This window comes from Amycolatopsis heterodermiae, assembly GCF_034929455.1.
Taxonomy (GTDB): domain Bacteria; phylum Actinomycetota; class Actinomycetes; order Mycobacteriales; family Pseudonocardiaceae; genus Amycolatopsis; species Amycolatopsis heterodermiae.
This window is the reverse complement of sequence record NZ_JAYFSI010000008.1, coordinates 148,779-173,295: the sequence shown is the minus strand read 5'-3', so window position 1 is coordinate 173,295 and position 24,517 is coordinate 148,779. Positions and strand designations below refer to the sequence as shown.

Genomic DNA, 24,517 nt, shown 5'->3' with positions numbered 1-24,517 from the left:
CGCCGTCTCGATCTCTTCCGTCCTGCTCATCGCGCACCCACCGGCAGCTGGTCCAGCGCGCTCAACTTCCAGCCCTCCGGGGTCCGGGTCAGCGCCGCCGCGAAGCGGTTGCGCTTCACCGCCGGGGCCGTTCCCTGCTTTGCCATCGTGATCTCCACCGAGGCCAGGAGCTTCGCCGTGCCCGCGTGTTCGTCCAGTTCGCTCAGTGCCGCGTCCAGGACGCGGCCCGTCGCCACCGTGGCGTTCGCCGCGAGGGTCTTCTTCGTCGTGTCGTCCGTGTGGGCCAGCTGGTCGTGCAGCGGGCCCGTCGACGCCGCGAGCCAGCGGCCCAGGCCGCCGTCGACGTCGTGGTAGTCCAGGCTGCTCAGCTCCGCCACCAACGTCCGGCCGCTCGCCAGGGCGTCGTCGCGCGCGGACCCGTACGTCAGGGCCGGCTCGTGGGACGCCGCGTACCACGCGTAGCCCGAGCCGCCCGCGAACACCGCGGCCGCCGCCACCAAGCCCACGGGCAGGTACTTCACCGCAGCCACAGCATCTCCTCGAGGCTCGTCGACGTCGCCTGCGTGCCCATCCCGAGCGGGCCGGTCAGCCCGCCCGGCAGGGCCGGCGCCGGCACGGGCGGGTGCGGTGCGTTCTGCGTGCCGCGCACCGAGCTCTCGTTCCCGTACGGCAGCGTGCACGCCGCGTCGGTGCGGAACGGCAGCGGGGTGACGTCGGTGCTCGGCCGGTGCGGGGTGCCCTCGTAGCCCTGACGGCACGGCGGCGGGTCGTCGAAGTTCAGCACCAGCCCCATCCGCAGCTGGTCACCCGCGGGGTTCAGCGCCGAACCCACGGCGGCCACCGCCTTCGGCGTGTTGACCAGCAGCTGCTGCTCGGCGTCCGTGCGGGTGGCGAACACCCGGGACGTCGTCAGCAGGTTGGCCAGCAGGATCGGCAGGCCGGGGTCGTTTTCCTTCAGCAGCGAGGAAAGCTCCGTCGCCGCGGGCGGCGCGGTCGCGATCAGCCGCCGCAGGTCGCCGTCGGAGCTGGCCAGCTGCTGCGCGAACACCTTGGCGTTGCTGCTGAACGAGCGCCACTCGGCCGCGGAGTCGACCTGGGTGCGCAGCACCGTCGCGCCGTCGCCGATCAGCTTCGACGTCTGCGGCAGGTGCGTGCTCGCCTCCTGGGTGAACGTCGTCGCCGAGTCCATCAGCGTCTGCAGGTCCGGGCCCGCGCCGCGCAGGGCGTCGTCGAGCTCGTTCACCACCGTGCGCAGGTCCTGCGTCGGCACGGACGCGGTGAACGAGTCCAGGTCCGTCAGCAGGCTGTTCACCGGCAGCGGCAGCGTCGTCGACTCGCGCTGGATCACCGAACCCTGGCCGAGGTAGGGCCGGTCGGCCGTGCGCGGCTGCAGGTCGACGTACTGCTCGCCGACCGCGGACCGGTTCGCCACCACGGCCTGGGAGTTCTCCGGGATGGGCGGGGCGCCGTCGTCGATCAGCAGGTCGGCTTCGGTGCCGGTGGTGGTGAGCCGCAGCTCGCCGACCCGCCCGACGGCGACGCCGCGGTAGGTCACCTCGCCGTTGGTGAACAGGCCACCGCCCTCGGCGAGCTCCAGCTTGACCGTGTAGCTGCCGGAGCCGAACAACCGGCCGAGCCCGGCGTAGTTCGCCCCCACGAACGCCGTGGTGGCCAGGGCGATGACGACGAACAGCACCACCTGGATCCGCACTCTGCGCGTCAGCATCAGCGGCCTCCGGAGACGCGGGCGTCGTCGCTGCCCAGCGGGAGCGGCGGCAGGCCGGGCGGGACACCCTGGCCGGGCGGGGGCAGCGGCACGCCGGCCGCGGGGATCATCGACGTGTAGACGTTGATGTAGTCCCCCTTCACGGCGGGGAGCACCGAGTCCGGGAACGGGAACGTCGGCAGCATCTGCAGCGACTTCGGCAGGTCGTCGCCGGCCTTCGCCAGCTGCCCCAGGATCGGCGCGAGCGCGCGCAGGTCGGCGACCATGTCGTCGCGGCTGCGGTCGACGACGTCGGTGGCGACCGTCGAAAGCCGGTCGAGCGACTGCAGCATCGAGACTAGCTGCGTGCGCTGCTCGGTCAGCGACTGCAGGCCCGGCGTCAGGTCGGTCAGCGCGCCGGACACCTGCTCGTGCCGGTTGGCCAGCGTCGCCGACAGCCGGTTCAGGCCGTCGAGCGCCTCGGTGATGTCCGAGCGGTGCGCGTCCAGGTCGGTCATCAGGGTGTTCACCCCGCCGAGGAACGAGCGGATCTGCTCCTCGTTGCCGTCCATCACCTTCGACAGCTCGCGGTTGATCGTCTGCAGCTGCCCGATCCCGCCGCCGTTGAGCAGCAGCGACAACGCGCCGAAGATCTCCTCGAACTCGGGGTTGCGGTTGGTGCGGTCCAGGGTGATCGTGGCGCCGTTCGCGAGCCGAGGACCGGAAGTGGACGCGGCCGGCGTGCCGTCCGGTGGCGCCAGCTCGACGAACTTCTCGCCGAGCAGGCTGGACTGGCGCAGCCGCGCGACCGCGTTGGCGGGCAGCGCGACGTCGCCGTTGACCTCCAGCACGGTTTCGGCCGTCCAGCCGTCGCTGCCCAGCCGGATCTCCCGCACCCGCCCGACCGGGACGTCGCCGACCTTCACCGCGGCCTGCGGCACCAGGTCGAGGACGTCGGCGAACTGCACGGTCACGTCGTACGGGTGGTCGCCGACGTCGGCGCCGCCGGGCAGCGGCAGGTCGTAGACGCCCTTGAACTCACCCGAGGAGCAGCCGGTGAGCAGGAGACACCCGACGGCCGCGGCGGCGAGGGCCCGCTTCATCGCCCACCTCCGCTGGTGTAGACGTCCCCGGTGACCGGCAACGGAAGTTCCTGGTAGTAGTCGAGGTTCGCCCGGCCGAGCAGCCGTCCGGTGTCCGGGTCGACGGCGTTGAGCACGTTCGTCACCGCGAGCGGGATGGCGTCGAGCGTCCCGGCCAGCGACGCGCGCTGGTCGACGAGGGTCTGCGTGGTCGTCACCAGGTTGTCCACATTGGACTTGAGTGCCTCGCGGTTGTCCCGGATGAACGCCTGGACGTCACCGAGCGCACGGCCGAGGCCTTCGAGGGCCTGGGCGAGCTCGCCGCTGTTGGCGGCCAGCGTGCTCGACACCTGCGAGAGCTGCTGGTTGACGCTGCTGACCTGCTGGTCGTTGGTGGACAGCATGGTCGTGAACTTCTGCAGCTGGTCGACGGTGCCGAACAGGTCACCCGAGTTGCCGGCCAGGGTCCGGGCCAGCTGGGCGAAGTTGCGGACGCTGTCGTTGAACGCCTGGCCGTTGCCCTGCAGGTTCGCCGCGCCGGTCTTCAGCAGGTCCGAAAGCGCGCCCTGGGAGTTCGCGCCGTTCGGGCCGAGGGCCTTGGTCAGGGAGTCGAGGCTGGCGTAGAGCTGGTCGAGCTCCACCGGCGTCGCCGTGCGCTGCACCGGGATCGACGCGCCGTCCGGCAGCCGCGGCCCGCCGCGGGCCGGCTTGGCGAACTGGACGTAGCGGTCGGCGACGACGCTGGGCGCGATCACCAGCACCGTGGTGTCCTGCGCGACGCCGACCGAACCGTCGACGCTCATGTCGACCTGCACCTGCTCGCCGCGCGGGGTGACCTGGTCGACCTGGCCGATCCGGACGCCGAGCACGCGGACGTCGGAGCCGGGGTAGACGCCGACCGCGCGGGAGAAGAACGCCGTGACGTGGTGCTGGCCGCTGCCGGAGAACACCCACCACAGCGCGGCCGTCACGACCAGCGCGAGCAGCAGGGCGGCGGCGATGAACCGGCTGGTCAGGACCCCGGCCCTGGTGGTGGTCAGCGCGCTCACTTGGTCCCTCCCGGGTTCTTCGGCGGGACGCACGGGTCGTGGTTCTCGGGCAGCAGGCCGCAGAGGTAGGCGTCGATCCAGTGGCCGTTGCCGGTCGTGTTGGTGACGACGCGGAAGTACGGCCCGGCGAGCTGCAGGCCCTTGGTCAGGTTGTCGTTCTGCCGCTTGAGCAGGTCGGTCACCTGCTTGAGCGACTCCAGCGCCGGCTTGAGCTGCGCGGTGTTGTCCTGCACCAGCCCGCTGAGCTGGTCGGCCAGCCGCGCCGAGCCGGTGAGCAGGTCGTGGATCGCGTCGCGGCGCCGGTTCAGCTCGGTGAGCAGCAGGTTGCCGTCGTCGATGAGCTTCTCGAAGTCGTCGTTCGAGTTCGCCAGCGTCGTGGTCAGCGTCCGGGCGTTGGCCAGCAGCTCCGAGATCTGGCTGTCGCGGCTCGACACCGTCTTCGACAGCTGGGACAGGCCGTCGAGCGCGCTGCGGACGTGCTCGGGGGAGTTGCGGAAGGTGTCCGACAGCGTGGTGAAGCTGTCGGCGAGCTGCTTGGTGTCGATCGAGCCGACGGTGTTCGCCAGGCCGTTGAAGGCGTCCGTGACGTCGTAGGGCGTGACGGTCCGGGTCCGCGGGATCGCCTGGTCCGGGTTCTGCACCGCGTCGCCGCTCGGGTCCAGCGCGAGGAACTTGCGGCCCAGCAACGTCTTGATCTTGATCTGGACGGACGTGCGGTCGCCGACCCAGGCGTCCTTGACCCGGAAGTGGACCAGGACGTGGTCGTCGGACAGCGCGACGTCGCGCACCTCGCCGACCTTGATGCCGGCGATCCGGACCTCGTCGTCGGCCTGCAGGCCCGCGGCCTCGGAGAACTCGGCCGCGTACGTGGTGCCGCCGCCGACGATCGGCAGGTTGTCGTAGTTGAACGTGAGGGTGAGCAGCGCGGCCAGCGCGACGCTGCCGACCACCCCGAGCACGAGCGGGTTGCGCTCCTTGAAGGACTTCACGACTCACACCTCGGCGTCGGGACGTACACCCCGCGCGCGGGCGTGGTTTCCAGGGTGGCTCGGCAGAGGAAGAAGTTCATCCACGAGCCGTAGGAGGCGACCCGGCCGATCTCGGTGAACTTGACCGGCAGGTTGGTCAGGAAACTGTCCACATCGGACTGGTTCTCGCCGAGGTTCGCGGCGACGCCCTGCAGGCCGGCGATGCTGTCCTTCAGCGGCGGCCGGGCCTGCTCGAACAGCCCGGCGGTGGACTGAGTGAGGTCGCCGATGCCGCTGATGGCGTCGCCGATCGCGGCGCGGTCGCCGGCCAGCCCGGACACCAGCTGCCGCAGCGTGGACACCAGGTTCGCGAGCGCGTCACCCTTGCCGTTGACCGTCTTCAGGACCGAGTTGAGGTTCCCGATCACCTCGCCGATCACCTTGTCGCGCCCGGCGAGCGTGGTGGTCAGCGAGCCGGTGTGGGCGAGCAGGCTCTCGACGGTGCCGCCTTCCCCCTGCAGCACCTGGACGATCTCGCCGGAGAGCTGGTTGACGTCGTTGGGCGAGAGCGCCTGGAACAGCGGCTTGAACCCGTTGAACAGGTCGGTGAGGTCGAGCGCGGGTGTCGTGCGGTCCAGCGGGATCTCGCCGCCTTCGGGCAGCAGGTCCCGGGTGGCGGTGTTGCCGCGTTCGAGGGCGATGTAGCGCTGCCCGACCATGTTGCGGTACTTGACGACCGCGTGGACGTCGGCGGGCAGCCGGCGGCCGCTGTCGAGGGAGAACCCGACCCGCGCCCGGTTGTGGTCGCTGATCTCGAGGGACTCGACCTGGCCGACCCGGACACCGGAGATGCGCACGTCGTCACCGACGTTGAGCGACGTCGCGTCGAGGAACTTCGCCGAGTACGGCTTCGCGTCGCCGAGGCCGGAGTTCGTGATGGAGATGGCCAGCAGCGTCGTGGCGAGCGCGGTGACGACGATGAAGATCAGGCTCTTGATCAGCGGGGAGGCGATGTTCCTCACTTGAGCTTCACCTCCGTGCCGCGGTAGAGCGGGCCGACGAGCACGCTGCTCCACCCGGGCACCTGCGCGGTCGGCACGCCGATCGACGGCGCGACGAGCGTGGCCAGCAGCTGCTGCTCCTGCGGCGAGTTCGCGACGCCGAGGTCACCCTGGCCGCCGGGCAGCAGCGGGTGGCCGGTGGCGCCCGGGGTGGCCGCGGCGGTGCCGGCGGTCGGGGCGACGCCGGAGGGGTAACAGCGGGGCTCGCCGCCGTCGGTGAACCGCGGGTCGTCCTGGCCGGGCAGGTACTTGCCGCTGTTCGCGGTGACCGCGACGTCGGCGTGCAGGCCCGGCTCGTTCGTGCCCGCGCCGAGCACCTTGTCCATGGATCCCCTCAGTGCGTTCAGCGAGGCGAGGGTGCACGCGAAGCTGGGGGAGTACTTCGCGGCGATCTCCAGCGGCGCGCGGCTGTCGGCGGCCAGTGAGATCAGGTTGTCGTGGTTGTTCTGCAGGAACGTCGTGATCTCCTGCGACGACGACGTCACCTGCTGGTACACCCCGGCCAGGTCCGCCTGCTTCTCCTTGACCGTGTTGAGCGTGACGGCGGAGTCGGTCAGCGCGTCCAGCAGGTCGGGCGCGATGTCGCCGTACACCTGGGAAACCGTGGCCAGGTCCCGGATGTCCGAGGTGAGCTGCGGCAGGTTGGGGTTGAACTCCTTGAGGTAGCTCGCGGCCGTGTCGATCGTCTGGCCGAGCTGTTCGCCGCGGCCCTGCAACGCCGTCGACACGGCGGTGAGCGTCGTCGCGAGCTTCTGCGGCTGGACGGCCTTGAGCAGCGGCAGCAGGTTGTCGAAGACGCGTTCCAGCTCGATCGCGTTGGCCGAGCGGTCCTGCGCGATGACGTCGCCGGCGGCCAGGTGCGGCGCCCGGTCGCCGTCCGGGATGGACAGCTGGACGTACCGCTCGCCGAACAGCGTCTTCGGCACGAGCAGCGCGGAGACGTCCTTGGGGAGCATGCCGACCTTGCCCGGCTCCAGCGCAAGCGCTATCTCCGCGCCTTCCGGCGTCGCCCTGACGTCCCGGATCTCGCCGACCAGCACGCCGCGGGCCTTGACCTGGCCGCCGGGGGAGAGCTGGTTGCCGATGCGGCTCGCCTTCAGCGTCACCGGCACCGTGCTGACGAAGTCCTTGTCGTAGACCTTGATGGACAGCGTAACGAGCACGCCCATCACGACCAGGAACAGCACCCCGGCGGTGCGGACCCCGGCCTTGCGGCGGGTTTCGCGTCTCATCCGGCCACCTGCACGGTGGTCGTCGCACCCCAGATCGCCAGGGACAGGAAGAAGTCGAGCACGCTGATCGCGACGATCGCGGTGCGCACCGCGCGGCCCACGGCCACGCCGACCCCGGCCGGGCCGCCGCTCGCGCGGAAGCCGTAGTAACAGTGCGCCAGGACCACGACCACGCTGAACACCAGGACCTTCCCGAACGACCACAGGACGTCGCCGGGGGGCAGGAACAGCAGGAAGTAGTGGTCGTAGGTGCCCGCGGACTGGCCGAAGAACCAGACGGTGATCTGCCTCGACGCGAGGTAGCTCGAGAGCAGGCCGATCGCGTAGAGCGGGATGACGGCGAGGAAACCGGCGATCACCCGCGTCGTCACCAGGTACGGGACGCTCGGGATGCCCATGACCTCCAGGGCGTCGATCTCCTCGGAGATCCGCATCGCGCCCAGTTGCGCGGTGAAGCCGCAGCCGACGGTGGCGGAGAGGGCGAGGCCGGAGACGAGCGGCGCGATCTCGCGGGTGTTGAAGTAGGCCGAGACGAACCCGGCGAACGCCGACGTCCCGACCTGGTTGAGCGCGGAGTAGCCCTGCAGCCCGACGACCGTGCCGGTGGCGACGGTCATCCCGATCATCACGCCGATCGTGCCGCCGATCACGGCGAGCGCGCCGCTGCCGAAGCTGACCTCGGCCAGCAGCCGGACGATCTCGCGCAGGTAGCGGCGGATCGCGCGCGGGATCCAGGCGATCGCGCGCAGGAAGAACAGGATCTGGTCGCCGAGGGTGTCGAGGAACCCGAACCGCCGGTCGACGGCTTCGCGCACCCGCGCGGACCTGGGGACTTCCGTGGTGGTCACGCTCAGCTCCCCTTGGGCGGCACGAGTTGCAGGTAGACGGTGGTGAGCACCAGGTTCAGCACGAACAGCAGCAGGAACGTGATGACGACCGACTGGTTGACCGCGTCGCCGACGCCCTTCGGCCCGCCCTTGGGGTTGAGGCCGCGGTAGGAGGCGACGACCCCGGCGACGAAGCCGAAGATGAGCGCCTTGATCTCGCTGATCCACAGGTCGGGCAGCTGGGCGAGGGCGGAGAAGCTCGCCAGGTACGCGCCCGGAGTGCCGTGCTGCATGACGACGTTGAAGAAGTAGCCGCCGAGCACGCCGACGACGCTCACCATGCCGTTGAGGAAGATCGCGACACCCATCGCGGCGAGCACCCGCGGCACGATCAGGCGCTGGACCGGCGAGACGCCGAGCACCTCCATCGCGTCGATCTCTTCGCGGATGGTGCGGGAGCCCAGGTCGGCGCACATGGCGCTGCCGCCGGCGCCGGCGATGAGCAGCGCCGTCACGATCGGGCTGGCCTGCTGGATGATCGCCAGCACGCTCGCCGCGCCGGTGAACGACTGTGCGCCGATCTGCGTGGTGAGGGAGCCGATGTGCAGCGCGATCACCGCGCCGAACGGGATCGACACCAGGGCCGTCGGCAGGATCGAGACGCTCGCGATGAACCAGAACTGCTGGATCAGCTCCCGCGTCTGGAAGGGGCGCCGGAAGGTCAGCCGGACGACGTCGAGGCCGAGCGCGTAGAGCCGCCCGGTCTGCCGCAGCGCGGCGGCCCCGGGGAACGACGTCGTCGTCGTCCGTTCGGCCATTCGTGTGCCTCCCCAGTGTTTCGCGGGCACGACGAATACACCCGAGGTGAGCAAATGAACTGGTCCGAACGGGCTATCTCAGGTCGGCCATTCACGGTCTCGGGGGTCACCGTGCCGTTTCCTACTGGTCGGTACGCTAACCACGGCCCTGCTGGGAGACAAGAACTTGAGCATGATCACGCGGTCACGGCCTGGTAACCGCACATTTCTTGTCGATTACTGACAAACGGCCCTGATCTTGTTGTCAGTGGAGGAAAAGAAATTCCCGACCCGGGTGCGCAAGCCGTTCACGGCTGCACGGACGTCCCCATTCCCGGTTCCCGGGTGTACCCGAACGGACGACACGCGAACCCTGCCGGACGACACGCCCGGCAGGGTAAGCGCACCCGTGTCGTCCGTCCAGGCACGCGTGTCGTCCACCCGGGTACGCGTGTCGTCCATCCCGGTACGCGTGTTCGCCGGCCCAGCTGTGTCCAGAGGGTCGACACGCGTGATCAGGAAGCCGACACGCGTGATCCCGGAGTCGACACGGTGCCGCGGTTCGCGCCACGCCGTGTCGACCCTTCAAACACGCGTGCCGACTCTCCAATCACGCGTGCCGACTCTCCAATCACGCGTGTCGGCGTTCTGATCACGGGGTCAGGACTTGAGGCCGGCGATCAGCTCGTAGGAGCGGATGCGGTCCGCGTGGCCGTGGACCATGGTCGTGATCATCAGCTCGTCGGCGGCCGTGTCGTCGAGGAGCTGCTGGAGTCCCTTGTGGACCGTCTCGGGGGAGCCGATGATGCTCGAGCCGAAGCGGTCGGCCAGGAACGCGCGGTCCATCTCGGTGTACGGGTACTCCGCCGCCTCTTCGGGCGTCGGCATCGCGATCGGGCGGCCGCGGCGCAGGCTGAGGAACGTCAGGCCGGACGGGCCGGCCAGGAACTGGGCGCGCTCGTCGGTCTCGGCGGCCACGACGGACGTGCCGAGCATGACGTACGGCTCCTCCAGCACCCCCGGCCGGAAGTTGTCGCGGTAGAGCTGTACCGCCGGGATCGTGTTCTCCGCGGCGAAGTGGTGCGCGAAGGAGAACGGCAGCCCGAGCCGCCCGGCGAGCTGCGCGCTGAAGCCGGACGAACCGAGCAGCCAGATCGGCGGCTGGTTGCCCTCGGCGACCGCGGCGTTGACCCCGCGGGCCTCCGAGTGGGTGAAGTAGCCGATCAGCTCCTGCAGGTGCTCCGGGAAGTTCTCCGCCGACAGCCCGCCCGGCCCGCGCAGCGCGAGCGCCGTCCGCTGGTCGGTGCCCGGCGCGCGGCCGATGCCCAGGTCGATGCGGCCCGGGTGGAACGCCTCCAGCGTGCCGAACTGCTCGGCGACGACCAGCGGCGCGTGGTTGGGCAGCATGACCCCGCCCGAGCCGACGCGGATGCGCTCGGTCGCGTCGGCGACGTGCCCGATCAGCACGGCCGTCGCCGAGCTGGCGATGCCGGGCATGTTGTGGTGCTCGGCCAGCCAGTAGCGGTTGAAGCCCAGCCGCTCGGTGGCGCGGGCGAGGTCGAGGGTGTTGCGCAGCGTCTCCCCGATGCTGATCCCCTCGGACACCGGGGACAGGTCGAGCACGGACAGCGGCACGTCAGGCAGTGAGCTCACAACCGGGGTCAACGCCCCGGTGCGCCGATAACTTCCCGCAACGCCGCCGGATCGTCGCCGCTCCACGCGACGACGCCGTCCGGACGCACGAGCAGCGCGTCCGCCACCGGTTCCGGACCCGTGGCTGTGACGATCTTCACCCGCGATCCGGCGGCTTCCCGCAGGTCGGCGCGGTCCGCGAAGTCGAACAGCACGGTCCGGGCGTCCCGCATGATCTCCGCCACGCGCGTCTTCTCGCCGTCGACGGTCAGCGGCAGGTCGGGGACGTACGGCAGCTCGTCGGCGTCGCGCATCAGCCCGGCCAGGTGCCGGGTCGGCTCCTCGAACGCGGCCAGCTCGCCGAACAGCGTCCGCAGCGCGTCGCCGTCCTCGCCGGTCAGGCGTTCGAGCAGGGCTTGGACGCGGGTTTGGGTCAACGTCCTGGCCGCGACCGGACGGCGTTCGGAGTGATAGCTGTCGAGCAAAGCGTCCCCAGCGTCTCCCCGGACGACGGCGGCGAGCTTCCAGCCGAGGTTGACCGCGTCCAGCAGCCCGACGTTCAGCGACGAGCCGCCCGCGGGGAAGAGGTGCGCGGCGTCGCCGGCCAGCAGCACCCGCCCGGCCCGGTAACGCTCGGCGAGCCGGGCCTGGCTGACCGTCCGGGACAGCCAGAGCGGCTCGCCCAGCGGCAGGTCGGCGCCGAGCACCCGCCGGACGCTCTCCCGGAACTCGTCGAGCGTCGGCTCGCCCGGCGGCTCCGGCGTCGCCTCCCGGACGCCGACGATCACGACACCCGGCGTCAGCGACGTCAGCAGCACCCGCCCGGCCGGCCGCCGGTTCCAGCCCTGCTTCAGGCCTTTGACGGAAGTGAAGAGGTCGAACGGCTGGTCCGTCCGGAAGTGGCCGAACCGCAGCAACTCGTCGTCGGTCGTGCCGGGAAAGCCGATGCCGGCCAGCTCCCGGACGCGGCTGTGCGCGCCGTCGCAGCCGACGACGTACGGCGCGTCCAGCCGGTACTCGCCGTCCGGACCGCGGACCGTGTCGAGGTCGAGGAGTTCGTGCCCGCGCCGGATCTCGACACCGAGTTCGGCGGCGCGTTCCGCCAGCAGGGCCTCCATCCGGGGCTGTTGCAGCATCAATCCGCGCAGTGGCGGGCTGTCGAGCTTGGTGAAGTTCAGCCGCACCGGCCCGAACGGGAACCCGGGGAACGGCCCGGCGAACGCCGCCTCGGCCCGGAACCTCTCGAACAGCCCCCGGTGGTCCAGCTGCTCGACGATCCGGCCGCCGAGCCCGTTCGCCCGCGGCCGCTCGTCCGGGGTGGCCCGCCGGTCGAGGACCACGGGTGTGATCCCGCCGAGCCGCAGCTCCGCCGCCAGCATCAGGCCCACCGGGCCCGCTCCGATCACCGCTACGTCCATGACGCCTCCTTGTCAGTTTGGACTGACGTGCAGTGTCAGGCTAGACTGACACACCATGGAGGCGGAAGAGCTTTCCGGGCGGATTTCGGAAACCGACCCGGCGGTCGCGCTGCGGGCCGTCGGCGCGCTGCACCGGCTCGCCGAGCAGGTCGAGGCGGCGGCGGTCGCGCACGCCCGGGACCGCGGCTGGTCGTGGGAGCAGATCGGCGACGCGCTCGGCGTGGCCCGGCAGTCCGTGCACGCGAAGTACGGGAAGTGAGGCGCGATGATCGCGAAGAGCCCGTTCGCGTCGGTGGTGACGGCGGCGCTGGAGGAGTCGCGCCGCCGCGGCGACCGGCGGCTGGGCACGGAACACCTGCTGCTGGGCCTGCTCCACGACGACGCCTGCGCGCAAGCCCTCGGCTTGGACGTGATGACGGCCCGCGCGGCCCTCGACCGCCTGGACCGGGAAGCCCTGGCGGTGCTGGGGATCGACGTCGAAGGCCTCCGTCCGGCGGACGCGTCACGGAAACGCGCGAAGCTGACGCTGGGGGCCCTGACGTCGAACGCCCGAGCGGTGGTCAACGAGGCGATCCGCGGGGTGCCACGCCGCCGGGACCCGGCGGAGCTGCTGCGGGTGCTGCTGTCGGTGACCCCGCCGGACCCGGCGGCGGACCTGTTCGCCGCGTTGGGTGTCGATCGGGAGGAGGTCCGGCGCCGGTTGGGGACTTGATTCGCCGCGCCGGGCGTCGAGCGCCGATGGTGAAATCCGGCTTTTCCCTCTGAGCCGTGCGTTCTTGGATACCGTGTGCCGCACCGGAACCGCAAAGGAGGACGGGTGCCGCGTCCGGAGCGACCGCTGGATCCCCGGGACGACCTGCTGACCGACTTCGCCGCCGATCTGCGGCGGTTGCGCGAGAACGCCGGGAATCCCACCTACCGCGAGCTGGGGCGGCGCGCGCACTACTCGGCCGGCACGCTCTCCGAGGCCGCCGGCGGGCGGAAACTCCCCAGCCTGGCCGTCACCTTGGCCTACGTCCGGGCCTGCGGTGGCGACCCCGGTGAATGGGAGGAGCGCTGGCACAAGGTCGCGGACGACCAGGCCGGTGCCGATTCACCGGCCGAGCCGGAATCCGGGGAATCGCCGCCTTATGTCGGCCTGGCCGCATTCGGGCCCGCCGACGCCGTCCGGTTCTTCGGCCGCGAACGACTGGTCGAAAAGCTCACCGGACGCCTTGCGAGACAGCGTTTTCTCGCCGTCCTCGGCGCGTCCGGCTCGGGCAAGTCCTCGTTGCTGCGCGCCGGTCTCCTGCCCGCCGTCACCGGCCGCACCGTGCTGCTCACCCCGGGCGCCCGGCCGCTGCAGGAGTGCGCGGTCAAGTTCGCCGCCGCGCTCGGCGTCGCCCCCGGCGCGCTGCTCGACGACTTCGCCGCGCACCCGCGCAACCTCGGTCTCGCCGCGCGGCAGCTCGTCCAAGATGAGGACGAAGACGTCGTGCTGGTCGTCGACCAGTTCGAGGAGGTCTTCACGCTCTGCCAGGACGCCGGCGAGCGCGCCGGATTCCTCGCCGCGCTGGTCACCGCGACCACCGAACCCGGCAGCCGGACCCGCGTGGTCCTCGGCATCCGCACCGACTTCTACACCCACTGCGCGCGTCATGCCGACCTCGCCGAAGCCATGCAGGACGCGCAGATCCTGGTCGGCCCGATGACGACCGAGGAGCTCCGGCAGGCCATCTCGCGGCCCGCCGTCGACGCCGGTTACCGCGTCGAGAACGCGCTCGTGTCCCGGCTGGTCGCGGACGCCACCGGCCAGCCCGGCGTGCTCCCGCTGCTCTCGCACGCCCTGCTCGAGACGTGGCGACGCCGCCGCGGCACCACGCTCACCCTGGCGGGTTACGAGGCCGGCGGCGGCATCGAACGGGCCGTCGCGCAGACGTCGGAAGGCACGTTCGCGACGCTGTCCGAGCGCCAGCAGGGGCTGGCGCGGCAGATCTTCCTGCGGATGACCGCGCTCGGCGAGGGCACCGAGGACACCAAGCGCCGGCTCAGCCGCGACGAGCTCGACACGGAGGACGGCGACACCGCCGTCGTCCTCGGCGAACTGGCGGCGGCGCGGCTGGTCACCCTCGACGACACGGGCATCGACATCGCGCACGAGGCCCTCATCCGCGGCTGGCCGCGGCTGCGCGAGTGGCTCACCGAAGACCGCGAAGGCCTGCGCGTGCACCGCCAGCTCACCGAGGCGACCGACGCGTGGGAGTCGGTCGAGCGCGACCCCGGCTGGCTCTACCGCGGTACCCGGCTGGCCATCGCCCGCGAGTGGGCCGCGCGCCAGGACTCCGCGCTGTCGCGGCGGGAACGGCGGTTCCTCGACGCCAGCCTGGCCGTCGAGCACGCCGAGCAGCAGCGGGAGCGCGGCCGCACCCGGCGGCTGCGGCAGCTGGTCGCGCTGCTGGCGGTGCTGCTGGTCGTCGCCGTCGCCGCGACGGCCTACGCGGTGCGCGCCGAGTCGACGGCCACAGACCAGCGCAACAGCGCGCTCGCCCAGAAGGTGGCCGGCCAGGCGCTGGCCGTGCGCGCCACCAACCCCGCGCTCGCCGCCCAGCTCGCGCTCGCCGCGTACCGCCTCGACCCGAGCGCCGACGCGCGCGGCGCCGTCCTCGGGATGTTCGCGACGCCGTATTCGACGCGCCTCACCGCGCACACCGGCCGGATCAACACCGTCGCCCTCCGCCCGGACGGGCAGGTGCTGGCCACCGCCAGCTGGGACGGGACCGCCCGCCTGTGGGACATCCACGATCCGCACCACCCGGTGCCGCTCGGCACGCTGAGCGGGCACACCGGCAACGTCAACAACGTCGCCTTCGCCGCCGACGGCCGGACCGTCGCCACCGCGGGCTTCGACGGCACCGTCCGCGTCTGGGACGTCACCGACCCGGGGCGTCCCGGGCCCGGTGTCGTGCTCGAACGCCACGAGGGGAAGGCGTACGCCGTCGCGTTCAGTCCCGTCGGCCCGCTGCTGGCCACCGGCGACGTCGACGGCACGCTCCGGCTGTACGACACGGCGAGCCGGAAGCAGGTGGGGGAGCTGAGGGGGCACACGTCGTACGTCAACAACCTGGCCTTCAGCCCCGACGGCAAGCTGCTCGCCTCGGCGTCGGCCGACAGGACGGCGCGGCTCTGGGACGTCGACGGCCGCCGCCCGCTCGGCGTCGCGACCGGGCACACCGACGTCGTGCACTCGGTCGCCTTCGGCCCGGACGGCCACACGCTCGCCACGGCGAGCGCCGACCAGAGCGCGCGCCTGTGGGACGTCACGGATCCGAACAAGCCGGTGCAGCTCGCGGCTTTGACGTCGCACAAGGCGATCGTGCGGTCGGTCGCCTTCACCGCCGACGGGCGCACCCTCGCGACCACCGGGTTCGACCGCACCGCCCGGCTGTGGGACGTCGCCGACCCGCGGCGGCCGCGCGAGCTGCCGCCGCTGCCGGGGCACACCGGCGCCGTCGTCTCGGCCGTGTTCAGCCGGGACGGGCGCACCCTCGCCACGGCCAGCGACGACCAGACCGCCCGGCTCTGGGACCGGCCCGGCCCCGGCCTCCCCGCGCACACGGACAAGGCGTGCGACGCGGCCTTCGGTCCCGGTGGGCTCCTGGCCACCGGCGGCTACGACAAGACGGTGCGGCTGCTCGACTGGGGCACCTCGCGGCCGCTGGCCACGATCGGCGGCTTCGGCGACGCGGTCTGCGGCGTCGCGATCAGCCCCGACGGCCGGACCCTGGCCACGGGCAGCTGGGACCACACGATGACCCTGCGGGACATCACCGACCCGGCGAAACCCGGGCCGCCGGTGGTGTTCTCCCGGCCGAGCGACGACATCGACGCGGTCGCGTTCAGCCCGGACGGCCGTTTCCTCGCCACCGCGGGCCAGGGCCACACCTCCCGGCTGTGGGACCTCGCCGACCGCGCCCGCCCCGCGGAGATCGCGCGGTTGCAGGGGCACGCCGACGACGTCCACACCCTCGCCTTCAGCCCCGACGGCCGGACGCTGGCCACCGCCGGCTGGGACCACACGGCTCGGCTGTGGGACGTCTCGACCCCGCGCGCGCCGAAGCCGTTGGCGACGCTCGAAGGCCACACGGACACGATCTTCTCGATCGCCTTCAGCCCGGACGGCAGGCGCGTCGCCACCGCGAGCGCCGACCGCACGGTCCGGCTCTGGGACGCCACGCTCGTGAGCCCGCCGGTCGTGCTGACCGGGCACACGGACGTCGTGATGTCGGTGTCCTTCAGCGGCGACGGCCGCACGCTCGCCTCCGGCGGCTACGACCGCACGATCCGGCTGTGGGACGTCGGCGCGGCAGCCCCGCGCGCGGTCCTGCCGGAGGAACGCGACCGCGTCTACGCCGTGGAGTACGCCCCCGACGGCCATACGCTGGCCGGAACCGTCGCGGACGGGACGGTCCGCCTGCAGGAGACGGATCCCGACCGGGCGGCCGACCGGATCTGCGCGATCGCGGCCCCGCGCATCACGCCGGCGGAGTGGACCGCGAGCCTGGCGGGCCTGGACTACGCGCCGCCGTGCCCCTGACCGAGTTGTTCGGCGTTGTTGTTCGGTCGCTGCTCGCGGACACCGAACAACCCTGATCGACTAGACATGCCCTCGGACGGACAGTCCTGCGACGTTTGCCGGCTGGGGGTCTGAAGGGCTCCTTCAAGGGCACGGGAAGGTGCCTCCCGCCCCTCGAAGGAGCCCTTCAGCGTGCCCGGGTCAGCCCGCCGGGATCCAGTCCGGGTTCGAGGCCAGCACCGTCAGCTGCTGTGTCGCCCGGGTCAGCGCCACGTACAGGACCCGCCGCCCGGTCGTGGACTCCGTGACCAGGTCCATCGGCTCGACGAGGACGACCGCGTCGTACTCCAGGCCCTTCGAATCCAGGCTGCCGACGACCTTCAGCCGCTCTTCCGCCTCACCCGACAGCCAGCCCGCGACCTCCGGGACGCGGTCCATCGCCGTGATGACGCCGACCGTGCCCTCGACCGCGCCCAGCAGCTCCTTCACCGCCGCCTGGGTCGCCGACGGCAGGCCGGCCGCGTCCACCGGGCGGACGTCCGGCTCGACGCCCGTCTTGCGGACCGCCACCGGCAGCTCGCCCGCCTCCGCGTGCCCCGCCACGACCTTGGCCGCCAGGTCGAAGATCTCCGCCGAGTTGCGGTAGTTCGTGCGCAGGGTGAACCGCCGCCGGGTCGTCTTGATCCCGAACGCCTGGTCGCGCGCCTGCGCCGCCTCCGCCGGGTCCGGCCACGAGCTCTGCACCGGGTCGCCGACGACCGTCCAGCTCGCGTACTTCCCGCGGCGCCCGACCATCCGCCACTGCATCGGCGAAAGGTCCTGCGACTCGTCGACGACCACGTGCGAGTACTCGTCGTAGTGCTCGGGCCGGGTGGTGCCGCCTCCGCCGCGCTCGACCTCACCCTCGACCACCTGACGGCGCTTGCGCTTCGGCGGCGGCCCGATCAGCACGCGCAGCTCGTCGAGCAGCGCGACGTCCGCGATCGACCAGCCCCGCGAGCGGTCCGCGAGGTCCGCGGCCAGCAGCGAGATCTCCTGCCGGTTGAGCACGCCCTTCGCCGACGCCGCGAGCCGCTTCTCCTCGCCCAGCCACTTCAGGATCTGCGCCGGGTACAGCACCGGCCACCAGACCACCAGGAACCGGTGGAACTCGATCCGCTCGCCCAGGTCGGTGATCAGCTCCGCCCGCTCGAACGGCTTGCCGTCGGCCTTCGCGTACCCCTCGGCCTTCGTCGCCAGCGCGTCCAGCAGCAGCTCGGCCGCCCGGATCCGCGACCGGTTGGGCGGCGCGCCCTGCGTGTGGGCCTTGCGGCGCACCTTCTCCAGCTCGCGCGCGTCCAGCTTGAGGACCTCGCCGCGGTAGACGATCCGCATCTCCTCCGGCGCGCCGGGCGGGGTGTCGCGCAGCGCGCGCAGCAGCACCTTCCGCATCCGCAGCGAACCCTTGATCGCGGCCAGCGGCGCCGCGTCCTGCCGCGTCGCCTCGAGACCGTCGAGGACCTCGCCCAGCGCGCGCAGCTCGACGTTCGTCTCACCCATCGAGGGGAGGACGCGCGAGATGTAGCTGGTGAACACCCCGGAAGGCCCGATCACGAGCACGCCGGCGCCGCCGAGCTGGCGGCGGTGGCGGTAGAGCAGGTAGGCGGCGCGGTGCAGGGCGACGGCGGTCTTGCCGGTGCCCGGCCCGCCGGTGATCTCGGTGACGCCGCGCCACGGCGCCCGGATCACCTCGTCCTGCTCCTTCTGGATGGTCGCGACGATGTCGCGCATCTTCTCGCCGCGCGAGCGCCCGAGCGCGGCCATCAGCGCACCCTCGCCGACGATCTGCATGTCCTCGGGCACGGCCTCGGCCATCAGCACGTCGTCGTCGACGTCCAGCACGTTCTGGCCGGAGCAGCGGATCACGCGCCGCCGCACGACGTCCATCGGCTCTTCGGCGGTGGCCTGGTAGAACGCCGCCGCGGCCGGGGCGCGCCAGTCGGTGACGAGGTTGTCGAACTCCGCGTCGCGGATGCCGAGGCGGCCGACGTAAACGCGCTCGTCGTCGTCGCGGTGGTCGAGGCGCCCGAAGACCAGGCCCTCGTACTCGGCGTCGAGCGACTGCAGCGTCTGGTTGGCGTGGTAGACCATCATGTCGCGCTCGAACAGCATCGACGCCTGCTCGAAGATCGCCTCGCGCTGCGCGCCCTGGCCGATCTCGTAGCCCTTGGTGCGCATCGCTTCGGCCTGGGTACGCAGTTCGTCCAGACGGGTGTACACGCGATCGACGTGGGCTTGTTCGATGGCGATCTCGGCCCGTCTGACCCGAGGTTCCGACACGCATGGCTCCTTGACAGCTCTGGATCGCCTCCGAGGGCGAAGAACGACTCTACGCGTTGCGCCCGGCGGGTTCACCCATGTCCCGGCGATGAGTGCTTCGTGTCATCCCCGCACAATCAGGGGGTGACCAGGATCGTGGCCGGGACGGCGGGCGGGCGGCGGCTGAAGGTGCCGCCGAAGGGCACCCGCCCGACGTCGGAACGCGTGCGGGAGGCCCTGTTCAACGCCCTGGAGACGGCCGGCGAGCTGGACGGCGCGCACGTCCTCGACCTCTACGCGGGCTCCGGCGCGCTCGGCCTCGAGGCCCTCTCCCGCGGCGCGGCCGACGCGCTGTTCGTCGAAGCCGACCGGCGGGCCGTCGACGTCCTGCGCGGCAACGTCGCGGCGCTGGGGCTGGGCGGCACGGTCCGGGCCGGCCAGGTCGAGGCGGTGGTCGCCGCGCCCGCGCCGCGGCCGTACGGCCTCGTGCTCGCCGACCCGCCCTACGCCGTGGACTCGGCCGCACTCGGCCAGGTGCTCGCGGCGCTGGCCGCGGGTGGCTGGCTGGGGGAGAGCGCGCTGGTCGTCGTCGAACGCGCCGCGCGCGACGGCGCCCCGGACTGGCCGGGCGGCTTCGAGCCGTCCCGGGAGAAGAAGTACGGCGACACGGCCGTGTTCTGGGCGGAATTCGCGGCTGTGGTGTGAACCACCCCGCGTGGAGCGCGCGGGCACGGTAGCGTCCGCGCCATGCGGCGTGCGGTCTGTCCCGGTTCCTACGATCCGGCCACCAACGGGCACCTCGACATCATCGAGCGGGCGGCCCAGCTGTTCGACGAGGTCGTCGTCGCGGTGGGGGTGAACAAGAGCAAGAAGGGCCTCTTCGAGATCGAAGAGCGCCTGGAGATGCTGCGCGAGATCACGTCGAAGCAGCCGAACGTGCGCATCGACTCGTGGGAAGGCCTGCTCGTCGACTACTGCCGGGAAAACGGCATCGTGGCGATCGCCAAGGGCCTGCGCTCGGTCAGCGACTTCGACTACGAGCTGCAGATGGCGCAGATGAACCGCGAGCTCACCGGCGTCGAGACGCTGCTGATGGCGAACAACCCGGCGTACGGGTTCGTGTCGAGCTCGCTGGTCAAGGAGGTCGCGGCCCTCGGCGGCGACGTCGAGAACCTGGTCCCGCCGATCGTCTACGAGCGGCTCGCGGCGAAGTTCCCCAAGCTCGGGCGCTGACGCTCCACAAGGGACCCCGGCGCGCCCGGTTCCCCTCCATCGGCCCCCTACGAACGTCGGGACTTGGCGCCGGCGTCGCGGGAGTTCACCTTTCCGTCTTCTGACGATCACTCGATCGGGTTACGGTCCGAAAATGACCAACTACCGATCTCGCCTGGTCGCGGTCCTCTTCGCGCTCCTGGCCACGCTGTCCATGGGGGTCACCGCCGCCGAGGCGGTCACCGGTGTTCCGGCCGTCGCGGCGCAGAACCAGTGCGGCAACCTCGCCGGGTTCACCCACAAGGCGCTCTCGTCGCTGCCCGCCGAGGCCACGACGACCTACAACCTCATCCAGAAGGGTGGCCCGTTCCCGTACCCGCAGAACGACGGCGTCGTCTTCGACAACCGCGAAGGCATCCTGCCGTCCTGCGCGACGAGCTACTACCACGAGTACACGGTGCCGACCCCCGGCGCGAGCAACCGCGGCACGCGCCGCATCGTGACCGGCAGCGGCGGCGAGTACTTCTACACCGGCGACCACTACGCCACGTTCCAGGTCGTCGACGTCAACGGCGGCGGGACGCCGACGAAGCAGTGCGGTGACCTGTCCGGCCTGGCGAAGATCGGCTACTCGCAGCTCTCGGCGGCGGCGAAGACCGTGGTGGACAACGTCCGCGGCGGCGCGTCCACCGGCACCACCTACGAGAACCGCGAAGGCGTGCTCCCGGCCTGCGCGTCCGGCTACTACAAGCTGTTCACCGTCGGCACGAACGACCGCGTGATCTCCGGCAAGGCCGGCGAGCTGGCCTACACGCCCGACCACTACGTCACCTTCAAGGCGATCAACCTGAATTCCTGACCCCCGTGCAACGCGCCGCGCCCCCTCGTCCGTGAGGTACACCGGAACACGGACGAGGGAGGCACGGATGCGTGCTGGGGACGACGCGGACTTCCGGGAGTTCGCCCGGGCGCGGGCTCTGGTGCTCAGGCGCACGGCGTACCTGCTGTGCGGCGACTGGCACCTGGCCGAGGACCTCGTCCAGCCCTGCCCACCACCGGGTCCGGCCGAAGACCAGCCGCCGCGGGCCCGTCGACGACTACGCCCGCCGATTCCTGCTGCGTTGCCGGCTCGACGAGCAGCGCCGGCCGTGGCGCCGCCGCGAACGCCGCGACGGCGTCGTGCCGGAGCGGCCGTCCTTCACCCTCGAGACCGGCATCTCCGATCCCCTCCTGCGTGCCCTCGCCGAAGTTCCCGCGAAGCAGCGCGCCGCCGTCGTGCTCCGCTACTGCGCCGACCTGCCGGTGGCGGAGGTCGCGGCCGTGCTGCGCTGCTCGGAAGGAACCGTCCGGAGCCAGGCCTCGCGCGGGCTCGAAACCCTGCGCGGTGTCCTGGAGCAGGCCGCGGAGAGGAGCGCGTGATGACCGACATCGAGACCCGTCTGCGCGAGGTGGACCTCGTGGAGCCGCCGCTCGGGTTCGACCCGGACGAGGTGGCCGACCGCGCGGCGAAGCAGACCCGGCGCCGGACCGCGGGCATCACCGGGACGCTGGCCGCGGGCGCGGTCGTCGCGGCGGTGGCGGTGTTCGCCCCCTCGACCCCGGCCCCGGTGCCCCCGGCGGGGCCGCCCACGCCGCCCTCGCTCGCCGAACAGTCGCGGGTCCGACAGGCGCTCGCCAACGCCTTCGCCGGACTGTTCCCCGGGCTGCGCGGCCTGACCGTGGGCGCGTCGACCGCCGACACCGTCGGCCCGGACCGGATCAGCGCGACGGCCACCTTCGCCGACGCGGCCGGGCAACCGGGCACCTTCCAGCTCACCGTCCGCGGAAAGCGGCTGCCGTGGGACGCCGGGGCGCTCGGCCGGGCCTGCGCGGCCTCGCCCTGTGACACGGCGCCGGACGGCTCGGTCCTGGTGATCCGCGAGGCCCCGATCCCCGGGGGCGCCCGCGGTTTCGACGGCGGTCTCTACCGGCCGGACGGCTCCGCGGTGACGATCACCGACGCCGGCGCCAGCGCCCCGGGCGTCACCGATGTGCTCCGGCTGACCCGGGAGCAGGTCGCGAAGGTGATCACCGATCCGGCGTTCACCCTGCCGTAGGACGCGGACACGCCCGGTGCCGTGCGCCTTCACCGCTTCGGCGCCGGATGAGGGCAGACTGGTCACAGCGACAGGGGATTGGAGTTGCCGTGTACCGGGTTTTCGAGGCGCTCGACGAGCTCGTCACCATCGTCGAGGAGGCGCGCGGCGTCCCGATGACGTCCAGCTGCGTGGTGCCCCGCGGCGACGTCCTCGAACTCCTGGACGACGTCCGCGACGCGTTTCCCGCGGAGGTCGACGACGCCCAGGACGTGCTGGACAAGCGCGACGACCTGATCCACGCCGCCCGCAAGGAGGCGGGGGAGACGGTCGCGGGGGCGAACGCCGACGCCGAGCGGGCGATCGCCGAGGCCACCGACGAGGCCGAGCGGATCCTGGCCGACGCGCGGGCCCGCGCCGAGCAGATGCTCGCCGACGCCCACGACCAGGCCGACCGCACGGTCGCGGCGGGCCAGGCCGAGTACCAGAACCTCACCGACCGCTCCCGCGGCGAGTCGGAGCGGATGATCCAGGCCGGCCGCGACGCCTACGACCGCGCCATCGAAGACGGCCGCCTCGAGCAGTCCCGGCTGGTCGCGCAGACGGAGGTCGTCCAGGCGGCGCACGCCGAATCGGCCCGCATCGTCGACGAGGCCCACGCGGAAGCGGACCGCCAGCGCGGCGACTGCGACGCCTACGTCGACGGCAAGCTGGCGGAGTTCTCGGAGCTGCTGGCGACGACGCTGCGCACGGTCGACTCGGGCCGCAACCACCTGCGCTCCCCGGCGAACCTGCCGAACAGCGGCGGCCGCCCGACCCTCTACGACTACCAGGTGTGACGAGCCTCTCAGAGGCCGTGTGACGTGCGTGGGTGCCAGCTCGAAAGGGGTGGCACCCCGTGCGTACTCTGGACGGGATGTCCGAGAACAAGACCCCCCAGCTCGACGACCGCAGCCCGTGGGTGATCGACACCCGTGAGCTCGGCCGTCACGCCGGTCTCAGCCGCGCTCTTCAGCGCACTGTGCCGGTGGAGACGCCGCTTGGCGTCCCCGACGTCATCACCATCGACGCCGGTTCCGAACTCAAGCTCGACCTGCTCCTCGAATCCGTCGTCGAGGGCGTCCTGGTCAGCGGCACCGCGACGGCGACCGCGACGGGCAACTGCGCGCGCTGCCTCGACCCGCTGACCGAGGAGGTCGAGGTCGAGGTCCAGGAGCTGTTCGCCTACCCGGGCTCGGCCACCGAGGAGACCACGGACGAGGACGAGATCCCGCGGCTGGTCGACGACCGGATCGACCTCGAGCCGACCGTCCGCGACGCCGTCGTGCTCGCCCTGCCCCTGGCGCCGTTGTGCACCGAGGACTGCGCCGGGCTCTGCATCGACTGCGGCGTCAAGTGGGCCGATCTCGAGCCCGGACACGGGCATGAGAAGATAGACCCTCGGTGGGCCGCACTGGTCGAGCGCTTCGACGAGAATGCGGGCGAAAAGCCTGCGCAGGACCCCGCTGAGCAAGAGCAAGCCTGACGAGCGTCCAGCTCGCCGGTGAGGAAAGTTCGCTCGCACCGCGAGCAGACCGTCTTAAGGAGATCTACTCGTGGCCGTCCCGAAGCGGAAGATGTCGCGATCCAACACGCGCGCCCGCCGCAGCCAGTGGAAGGCGGCTCCGGTTCAGCTGGTGCCCTGCTCCAACCGCGCCTGCAAGCAGCCGAAGCTCCAGCACATCGCGTGCCCGTCGTGCGGCCAGCACAACGGCCGCCAGGTCGTCGAGCCCGCCTGATCGGGTAGCCGACATGGGGGGCAAGACGCCCGGGGGACCACCAGCCGATCCGGCGCCGTTGCTCGAAGCGCTCGGGGTCGTTCTCGACTCCGAGTTGCTCGAGCTGTCGCTGACCCACCGTTCGTACGCGTACGAAAACGGCGGTCTGCCGCCGAACGAGCGGCTGGAGTTCCTCGGTGACGCCGTGCTCGGCCTGGTCGTCACCGATCACCTCTACACCACGCACCCGGACCTGCCCGAAGGTCAGCTCGCGAAGCTCCGCGCCAGCGTCGTCAACATGCACGCGCTGGCGAGGGTGGCCCGCGGGCTCGGCGAGGGCGGGCTCGGGGCGCACCTGTTGCTGGGCAAGGGCGAAGAGCTCACCGGCGGCCGGGACAAGGCGAGCATCCTCGCCGACGGCCTCGAAGCGGTCATCGGCGCGGTGTACCTGGCGCACGGCATCGAGATCGCCCGCAAGCTCGTGCACCACCTCTTCGACGGTCTTCTCGCCGAGGCGCCGCTGCGCGGTGCCGGGCTCGACTGGAAGACGAGCCTGCAGGAGCTGACGGCGTCGGCCGGTCTCGGCGTGCCCGAGTACCGCGTCGAGGACACCGGTCCGGACCACCGCAAGGAGTTCACGGCCACGGTCCTCATCGGCGGCCGCCCGCTCGGCACCGGTTCGGGTTCGACGAAGAAGGAAGCCGAGCAGAAGGCCGCCGAGACGGCCTGGCGCTCGCTGTCGGCCGAACTCGAGGCCGAGAAGCAGACTGCCGAGAAGCCGGACGAGGACGCCTAGCTCGCGTTTTCGCTGATCCGCTTGCCTCCCAGCGCGTTCGTGGTTCCGCCACGAAC

Annotated in this window: 23 protein-coding genes and 1 pseudogene; 12 read left to right on the top strand and 12 right to left on the bottom strand. The window is 71.8% G+C overall.

Features of this window, described 5'->3' with window-relative positions:
- Positions 1 to 26: 26 nt before the first annotated feature.
- The 11 genes from VA596_RS31275 to VA596_RS31225 form a co-directional block, all read right to left on the bottom strand.
- Positions 27 to 530 carry a hypothetical protein gene (locus VA596_RS31275; RefSeq protein ID WP_323331796.1) on the bottom strand — a complete coding sequence of 168 codons (504 nt, stop codon included), beginning with the start codon at positions 528 to 530 and terminating at the stop codon, positions 27 to 29.
- Entirely contained in the window at positions 518 to 1,726 is a 1,209-nt protein-coding gene (locus VA596_RS31270; RefSeq protein ID WP_323331795.1) for an MlaD family protein, read from the bottom strand. The genes VA596_RS31275 and VA596_RS31270 overlap by 13 nt, the downstream gene beginning before the upstream one ends.
- Positions 1,726 to 2,808, bottom strand: a complete 1,083-nt coding sequence (locus tag VA596_RS31265; RefSeq protein WP_323331794.1) for an MCE family protein — start codon at positions 2,806 to 2,808, stop codon at positions 1,726 to 1,728. Before VA596_RS31265 ends, VA596_RS31270 begins: the two co-directional genes overlap by 1 nt.
- The gene (locus tag VA596_RS31260) at positions 2,805 to 3,836 is read right to left on the bottom strand and encodes an MCE family protein (protein WP_323331793.1); all 1,032 of its coding nucleotides are present in this window, start codon (positions 3,834 to 3,836) and stop codon (positions 2,805 to 2,807) included. Before VA596_RS31260 ends, VA596_RS31265 begins: the two co-directional genes overlap by 4 nt.
- Complete coding sequence (locus VA596_RS31255) at positions 3,833 to 4,825, bottom strand: MCE family protein (protein WP_323331792.1); 993 nt, start codon at positions 4,823 to 4,825, stop codon at positions 3,833 to 3,835. Before VA596_RS31255 ends, VA596_RS31260 begins: the two co-directional genes overlap by 4 nt.
- Positions 4,822 to 5,826 carry an MCE family protein gene (locus tag VA596_RS31250; protein WP_323331791.1) on the bottom strand — a complete coding sequence of 335 codons (1,005 nt, stop codon included), beginning with the start codon at positions 5,824 to 5,826 and terminating at the stop codon, positions 4,822 to 4,824. The genes VA596_RS31255 and VA596_RS31250 overlap by 4 nt, the downstream gene beginning before the upstream one ends.
- Complete coding sequence (locus VA596_RS31245) at positions 5,823 to 7,097, bottom strand: MCE family protein (protein ID WP_323331790.1); 1,275 nt, start codon at positions 7,095 to 7,097, stop codon at positions 5,823 to 5,825. Before VA596_RS31245 ends, VA596_RS31250 begins: the two co-directional genes overlap by 4 nt.
- Positions 7,094 to 7,945 carry an MlaE family ABC transporter permease gene (locus tag VA596_RS31240; protein WP_323331789.1) on the bottom strand — a complete coding sequence of 284 codons (852 nt, stop codon included), beginning with the start codon at positions 7,943 to 7,945 and terminating at the stop codon, positions 7,094 to 7,096. The genes VA596_RS31245 and VA596_RS31240 overlap by 4 nt, the downstream gene beginning before the upstream one ends.
- Before the next feature lie 2 nt (positions 7,946 to 7,947).
- On the bottom strand, positions 7,948 to 8,742 hold the full coding sequence (locus VA596_RS31235) for an MlaE family ABC transporter permease (protein ID WP_323331788.1): 795 nt from the start codon (positions 8,740 to 8,742) through the stop codon (positions 7,948 to 7,950).
- 639 nt (positions 8,743 to 9,381) lie between these two features.
- The gene (locus tag VA596_RS31230) at positions 9,382 to 10,374 is read right to left on the bottom strand and encodes an LLM class flavin-dependent oxidoreductase (RefSeq protein ID WP_323331787.1); all 993 of its coding nucleotides are present in this window, start codon (positions 10,372 to 10,374) and stop codon (positions 9,382 to 9,384) included.
- 8 nt (positions 10,375 to 10,382) lie between these two features.
- Entirely contained in the window at positions 10,383 to 11,771 is a 1,389-nt protein-coding gene (locus VA596_RS31225) for an FAD-dependent monooxygenase (RefSeq protein ID WP_323331786.1), read from the bottom strand.
- A 55-nt stretch (positions 11,772 to 11,826) separates the two neighbouring features.
- Here VA596_RS31225 and VA596_RS31220 point away from each other — a divergent pair, with 55 nt between their 5' ends.
- The 3 genes from VA596_RS31220 to VA596_RS31210 all read left to right on the top strand — a co-directional run bounded on the left by VA596_RS31220 (position 11,827) and on the right by VA596_RS31210 (position 16,344).
- Positions 11,827 to 12,030 (top strand): helix-turn-helix domain-containing protein, encoded by a 204-nt coding sequence (locus VA596_RS31220; protein WP_323331785.1) that lies wholly within the window; start codon positions 11,827 to 11,829, stop codon positions 12,028 to 12,030.
- A gap of 6 nt (positions 12,031 to 12,036) precedes the next feature.
- The gene (locus tag VA596_RS31215; protein WP_323331784.1) at positions 12,037 to 12,483 is read left to right on the top strand and encodes a Clp protease N-terminal domain-containing protein; all 447 of its coding nucleotides are present in this window, start codon (positions 12,037 to 12,039) and stop codon (positions 12,481 to 12,483) included.
- A 105-nt stretch (positions 12,484 to 12,588) separates the two neighbouring features.
- Complete coding sequence (locus VA596_RS31210) at positions 12,589 to 16,344, top strand: nSTAND1 domain-containing NTPase (protein WP_458364023.1); 3,756 nt, start codon at positions 12,589 to 12,591, stop codon at positions 16,342 to 16,344.
- A gap of 180 nt (positions 16,345 to 16,524) precedes the next feature.
- On the opposite strand, the gene VA596_RS31205 is transcribed toward VA596_RS31210, so the two are convergent.
- The gene (locus tag VA596_RS31205; protein ID WP_323331783.1) at positions 16,525 to 18,642 is read right to left on the bottom strand and encodes a HelD family protein; all 2,118 of its coding nucleotides are present in this window, start codon (positions 18,640 to 18,642) and stop codon (positions 16,525 to 16,527) included.
- Between the two features lie 123 nt (positions 18,643 to 18,765).
- Between VA596_RS31205 and rsmD the strand changes: the two genes are divergently transcribed.
- From rsmD to rnc, 9 genes and pseudogenes are all read left to right on the top strand, one after another.
- A complete protein-coding gene (gene rsmD / locus VA596_RS31200; protein ID WP_323331782.1) occupies positions 18,766 to 19,326 on the top strand; it encodes a 16S rRNA (guanine(966)-N(2))-methyltransferase RsmD in 561 nt (186 codons plus the stop codon).
- A gap of 42 nt (positions 19,327 to 19,368) precedes the next feature.
- A complete protein-coding gene (gene coaD / locus VA596_RS31195) occupies positions 19,369 to 19,854 on the top strand; it encodes a pantetheine-phosphate adenylyltransferase (RefSeq protein WP_323331781.1) in 486 nt (161 codons plus the stop codon).
- Between the two features lie 133 nt (positions 19,855 to 19,987).
- Complete coding sequence (locus VA596_RS31190; RefSeq protein ID WP_323331780.1) at positions 19,988 to 20,692, top strand: ribonuclease domain-containing protein; 705 nt, start codon at positions 19,988 to 19,990, stop codon at positions 20,690 to 20,692.
- A 67-nt stretch (positions 20,693 to 20,759) separates the two neighbouring features.
- A pseudogene (locus VA596_RS31185) lies at positions 20,760 to 21,252 on the top strand (sigma-70 family RNA polymerase sigma factor).
- Positions 21,252 to 21,929, top strand: coding sequence for a hypothetical protein (locus VA596_RS31180; RefSeq protein ID WP_323331779.1), 678 nt, complete (start codon positions 21,252 to 21,254; stop codon positions 21,927 to 21,929). The pseudogene VA596_RS31185 and the gene VA596_RS31180 overlap by 1 nt, the downstream one beginning before the upstream one ends.
- An 89-nt stretch (positions 21,930 to 22,018) precedes the next feature.
- Positions 22,019 to 22,747 (top strand): DivIVA domain-containing protein, encoded by a 729-nt coding sequence (locus VA596_RS31175; RefSeq protein ID WP_323331778.1) that lies wholly within the window; start codon positions 22,019 to 22,021, stop codon positions 22,745 to 22,747.
- A gap of 77 nt (positions 22,748 to 22,824) precedes the next feature.
- Positions 22,825 to 23,433, top strand: coding sequence for a YceD family protein (locus VA596_RS31170; RefSeq protein ID WP_323331777.1), 609 nt, complete (start codon positions 22,825 to 22,827; stop codon positions 23,431 to 23,433).
- Between the two features lie 70 nt (positions 23,434 to 23,503).
- A complete protein-coding gene (rpmF, locus tag VA596_RS31165) occupies positions 23,504 to 23,686 on the top strand; it encodes a 50S ribosomal protein L32 (protein ID WP_247062158.1) in 183 nt (60 codons plus the stop codon).
- A 13-nt stretch (positions 23,687 to 23,699) separates the two neighbouring features.
- Positions 23,700 to 24,461 (top strand): ribonuclease III, encoded by a 762-nt coding sequence (gene rnc, locus VA596_RS31160; RefSeq protein ID WP_323331776.1) that lies wholly within the window; start codon positions 23,700 to 23,702, stop codon positions 24,459 to 24,461.
- Positions 24,462 to 24,517 lie beyond the last annotated feature (56 nt).

Coding starts and splice junctions, on each gene's coding strand:
- VA596_RS31270 (WP_323331795.1), bottom strand. CDS start 1,726: ATGCTGACGCGCAGAGTGCGGATCCAGGTGGTGCTGTTCGTCGTCATC.
- rnc (WP_323331776.1), top strand. CDS start 23,700: ATGGGGGGCAAGACGCCCGGGGGACCACCAGCCGATCCGGCGCCGTTG.
- VA596_RS31225 (WP_323331786.1), bottom strand. CDS start 11,771: ATGGACGTAGCGGTGATCGGAGCGGGCCCGGTGGGCCTGATGCTGGCG.
- VA596_RS31170 (WP_323331777.1), top strand. CDS start 22,825: ATGTCCGAGAACAAGACCCCCCAGCTCGACGACCGCAGCCCGTGGGTG.
- VA596_RS31265 (WP_323331794.1), bottom strand. CDS start 2,808: ATGAAGCGGGCCCTCGCCGCCGCGGCCGTCGGGTGTCTCCTGCTCACC.
- VA596_RS31215 (WP_323331784.1), top strand. CDS start 12,037: ATGATCGCGAAGAGCCCGTTCGCGTCGGTGGTGACGGCGGCGCTGGAG.
- coaD (WP_323331781.1), top strand. CDS start 19,369: ATGCGGCGTGCGGTCTGTCCCGGTTCCTACGATCCGGCCACCAACGGG.
- VA596_RS31220 (WP_323331785.1), top strand. CDS start 11,827: ATGGAGGCGGAAGAGCTTTCCGGGCGGATTTCGGAAACCGACCCGGCG.
- VA596_RS31235 (WP_323331788.1), bottom strand. CDS start 8,742: ATGGCCGAACGGACGACGACGACGTCGTTCCCCGGGGCCGCCGCGCTG.
- VA596_RS31190 (WP_323331780.1), top strand. CDS start 19,988: ATGACCAACTACCGATCTCGCCTGGTCGCGGTCCTCTTCGCGCTCCTG.
- VA596_RS31245 (WP_323331790.1), bottom strand. CDS start 7,097: ATGAGACGCGAAACCCGCCGCAAGGCCGGGGTCCGCACCGCCGGGGTG.
- VA596_RS31180 (WP_323331779.1), top strand. CDS start 21,252: ATGACCGACATCGAGACCCGTCTGCGCGAGGTGGACCTCGTGGAGCCG.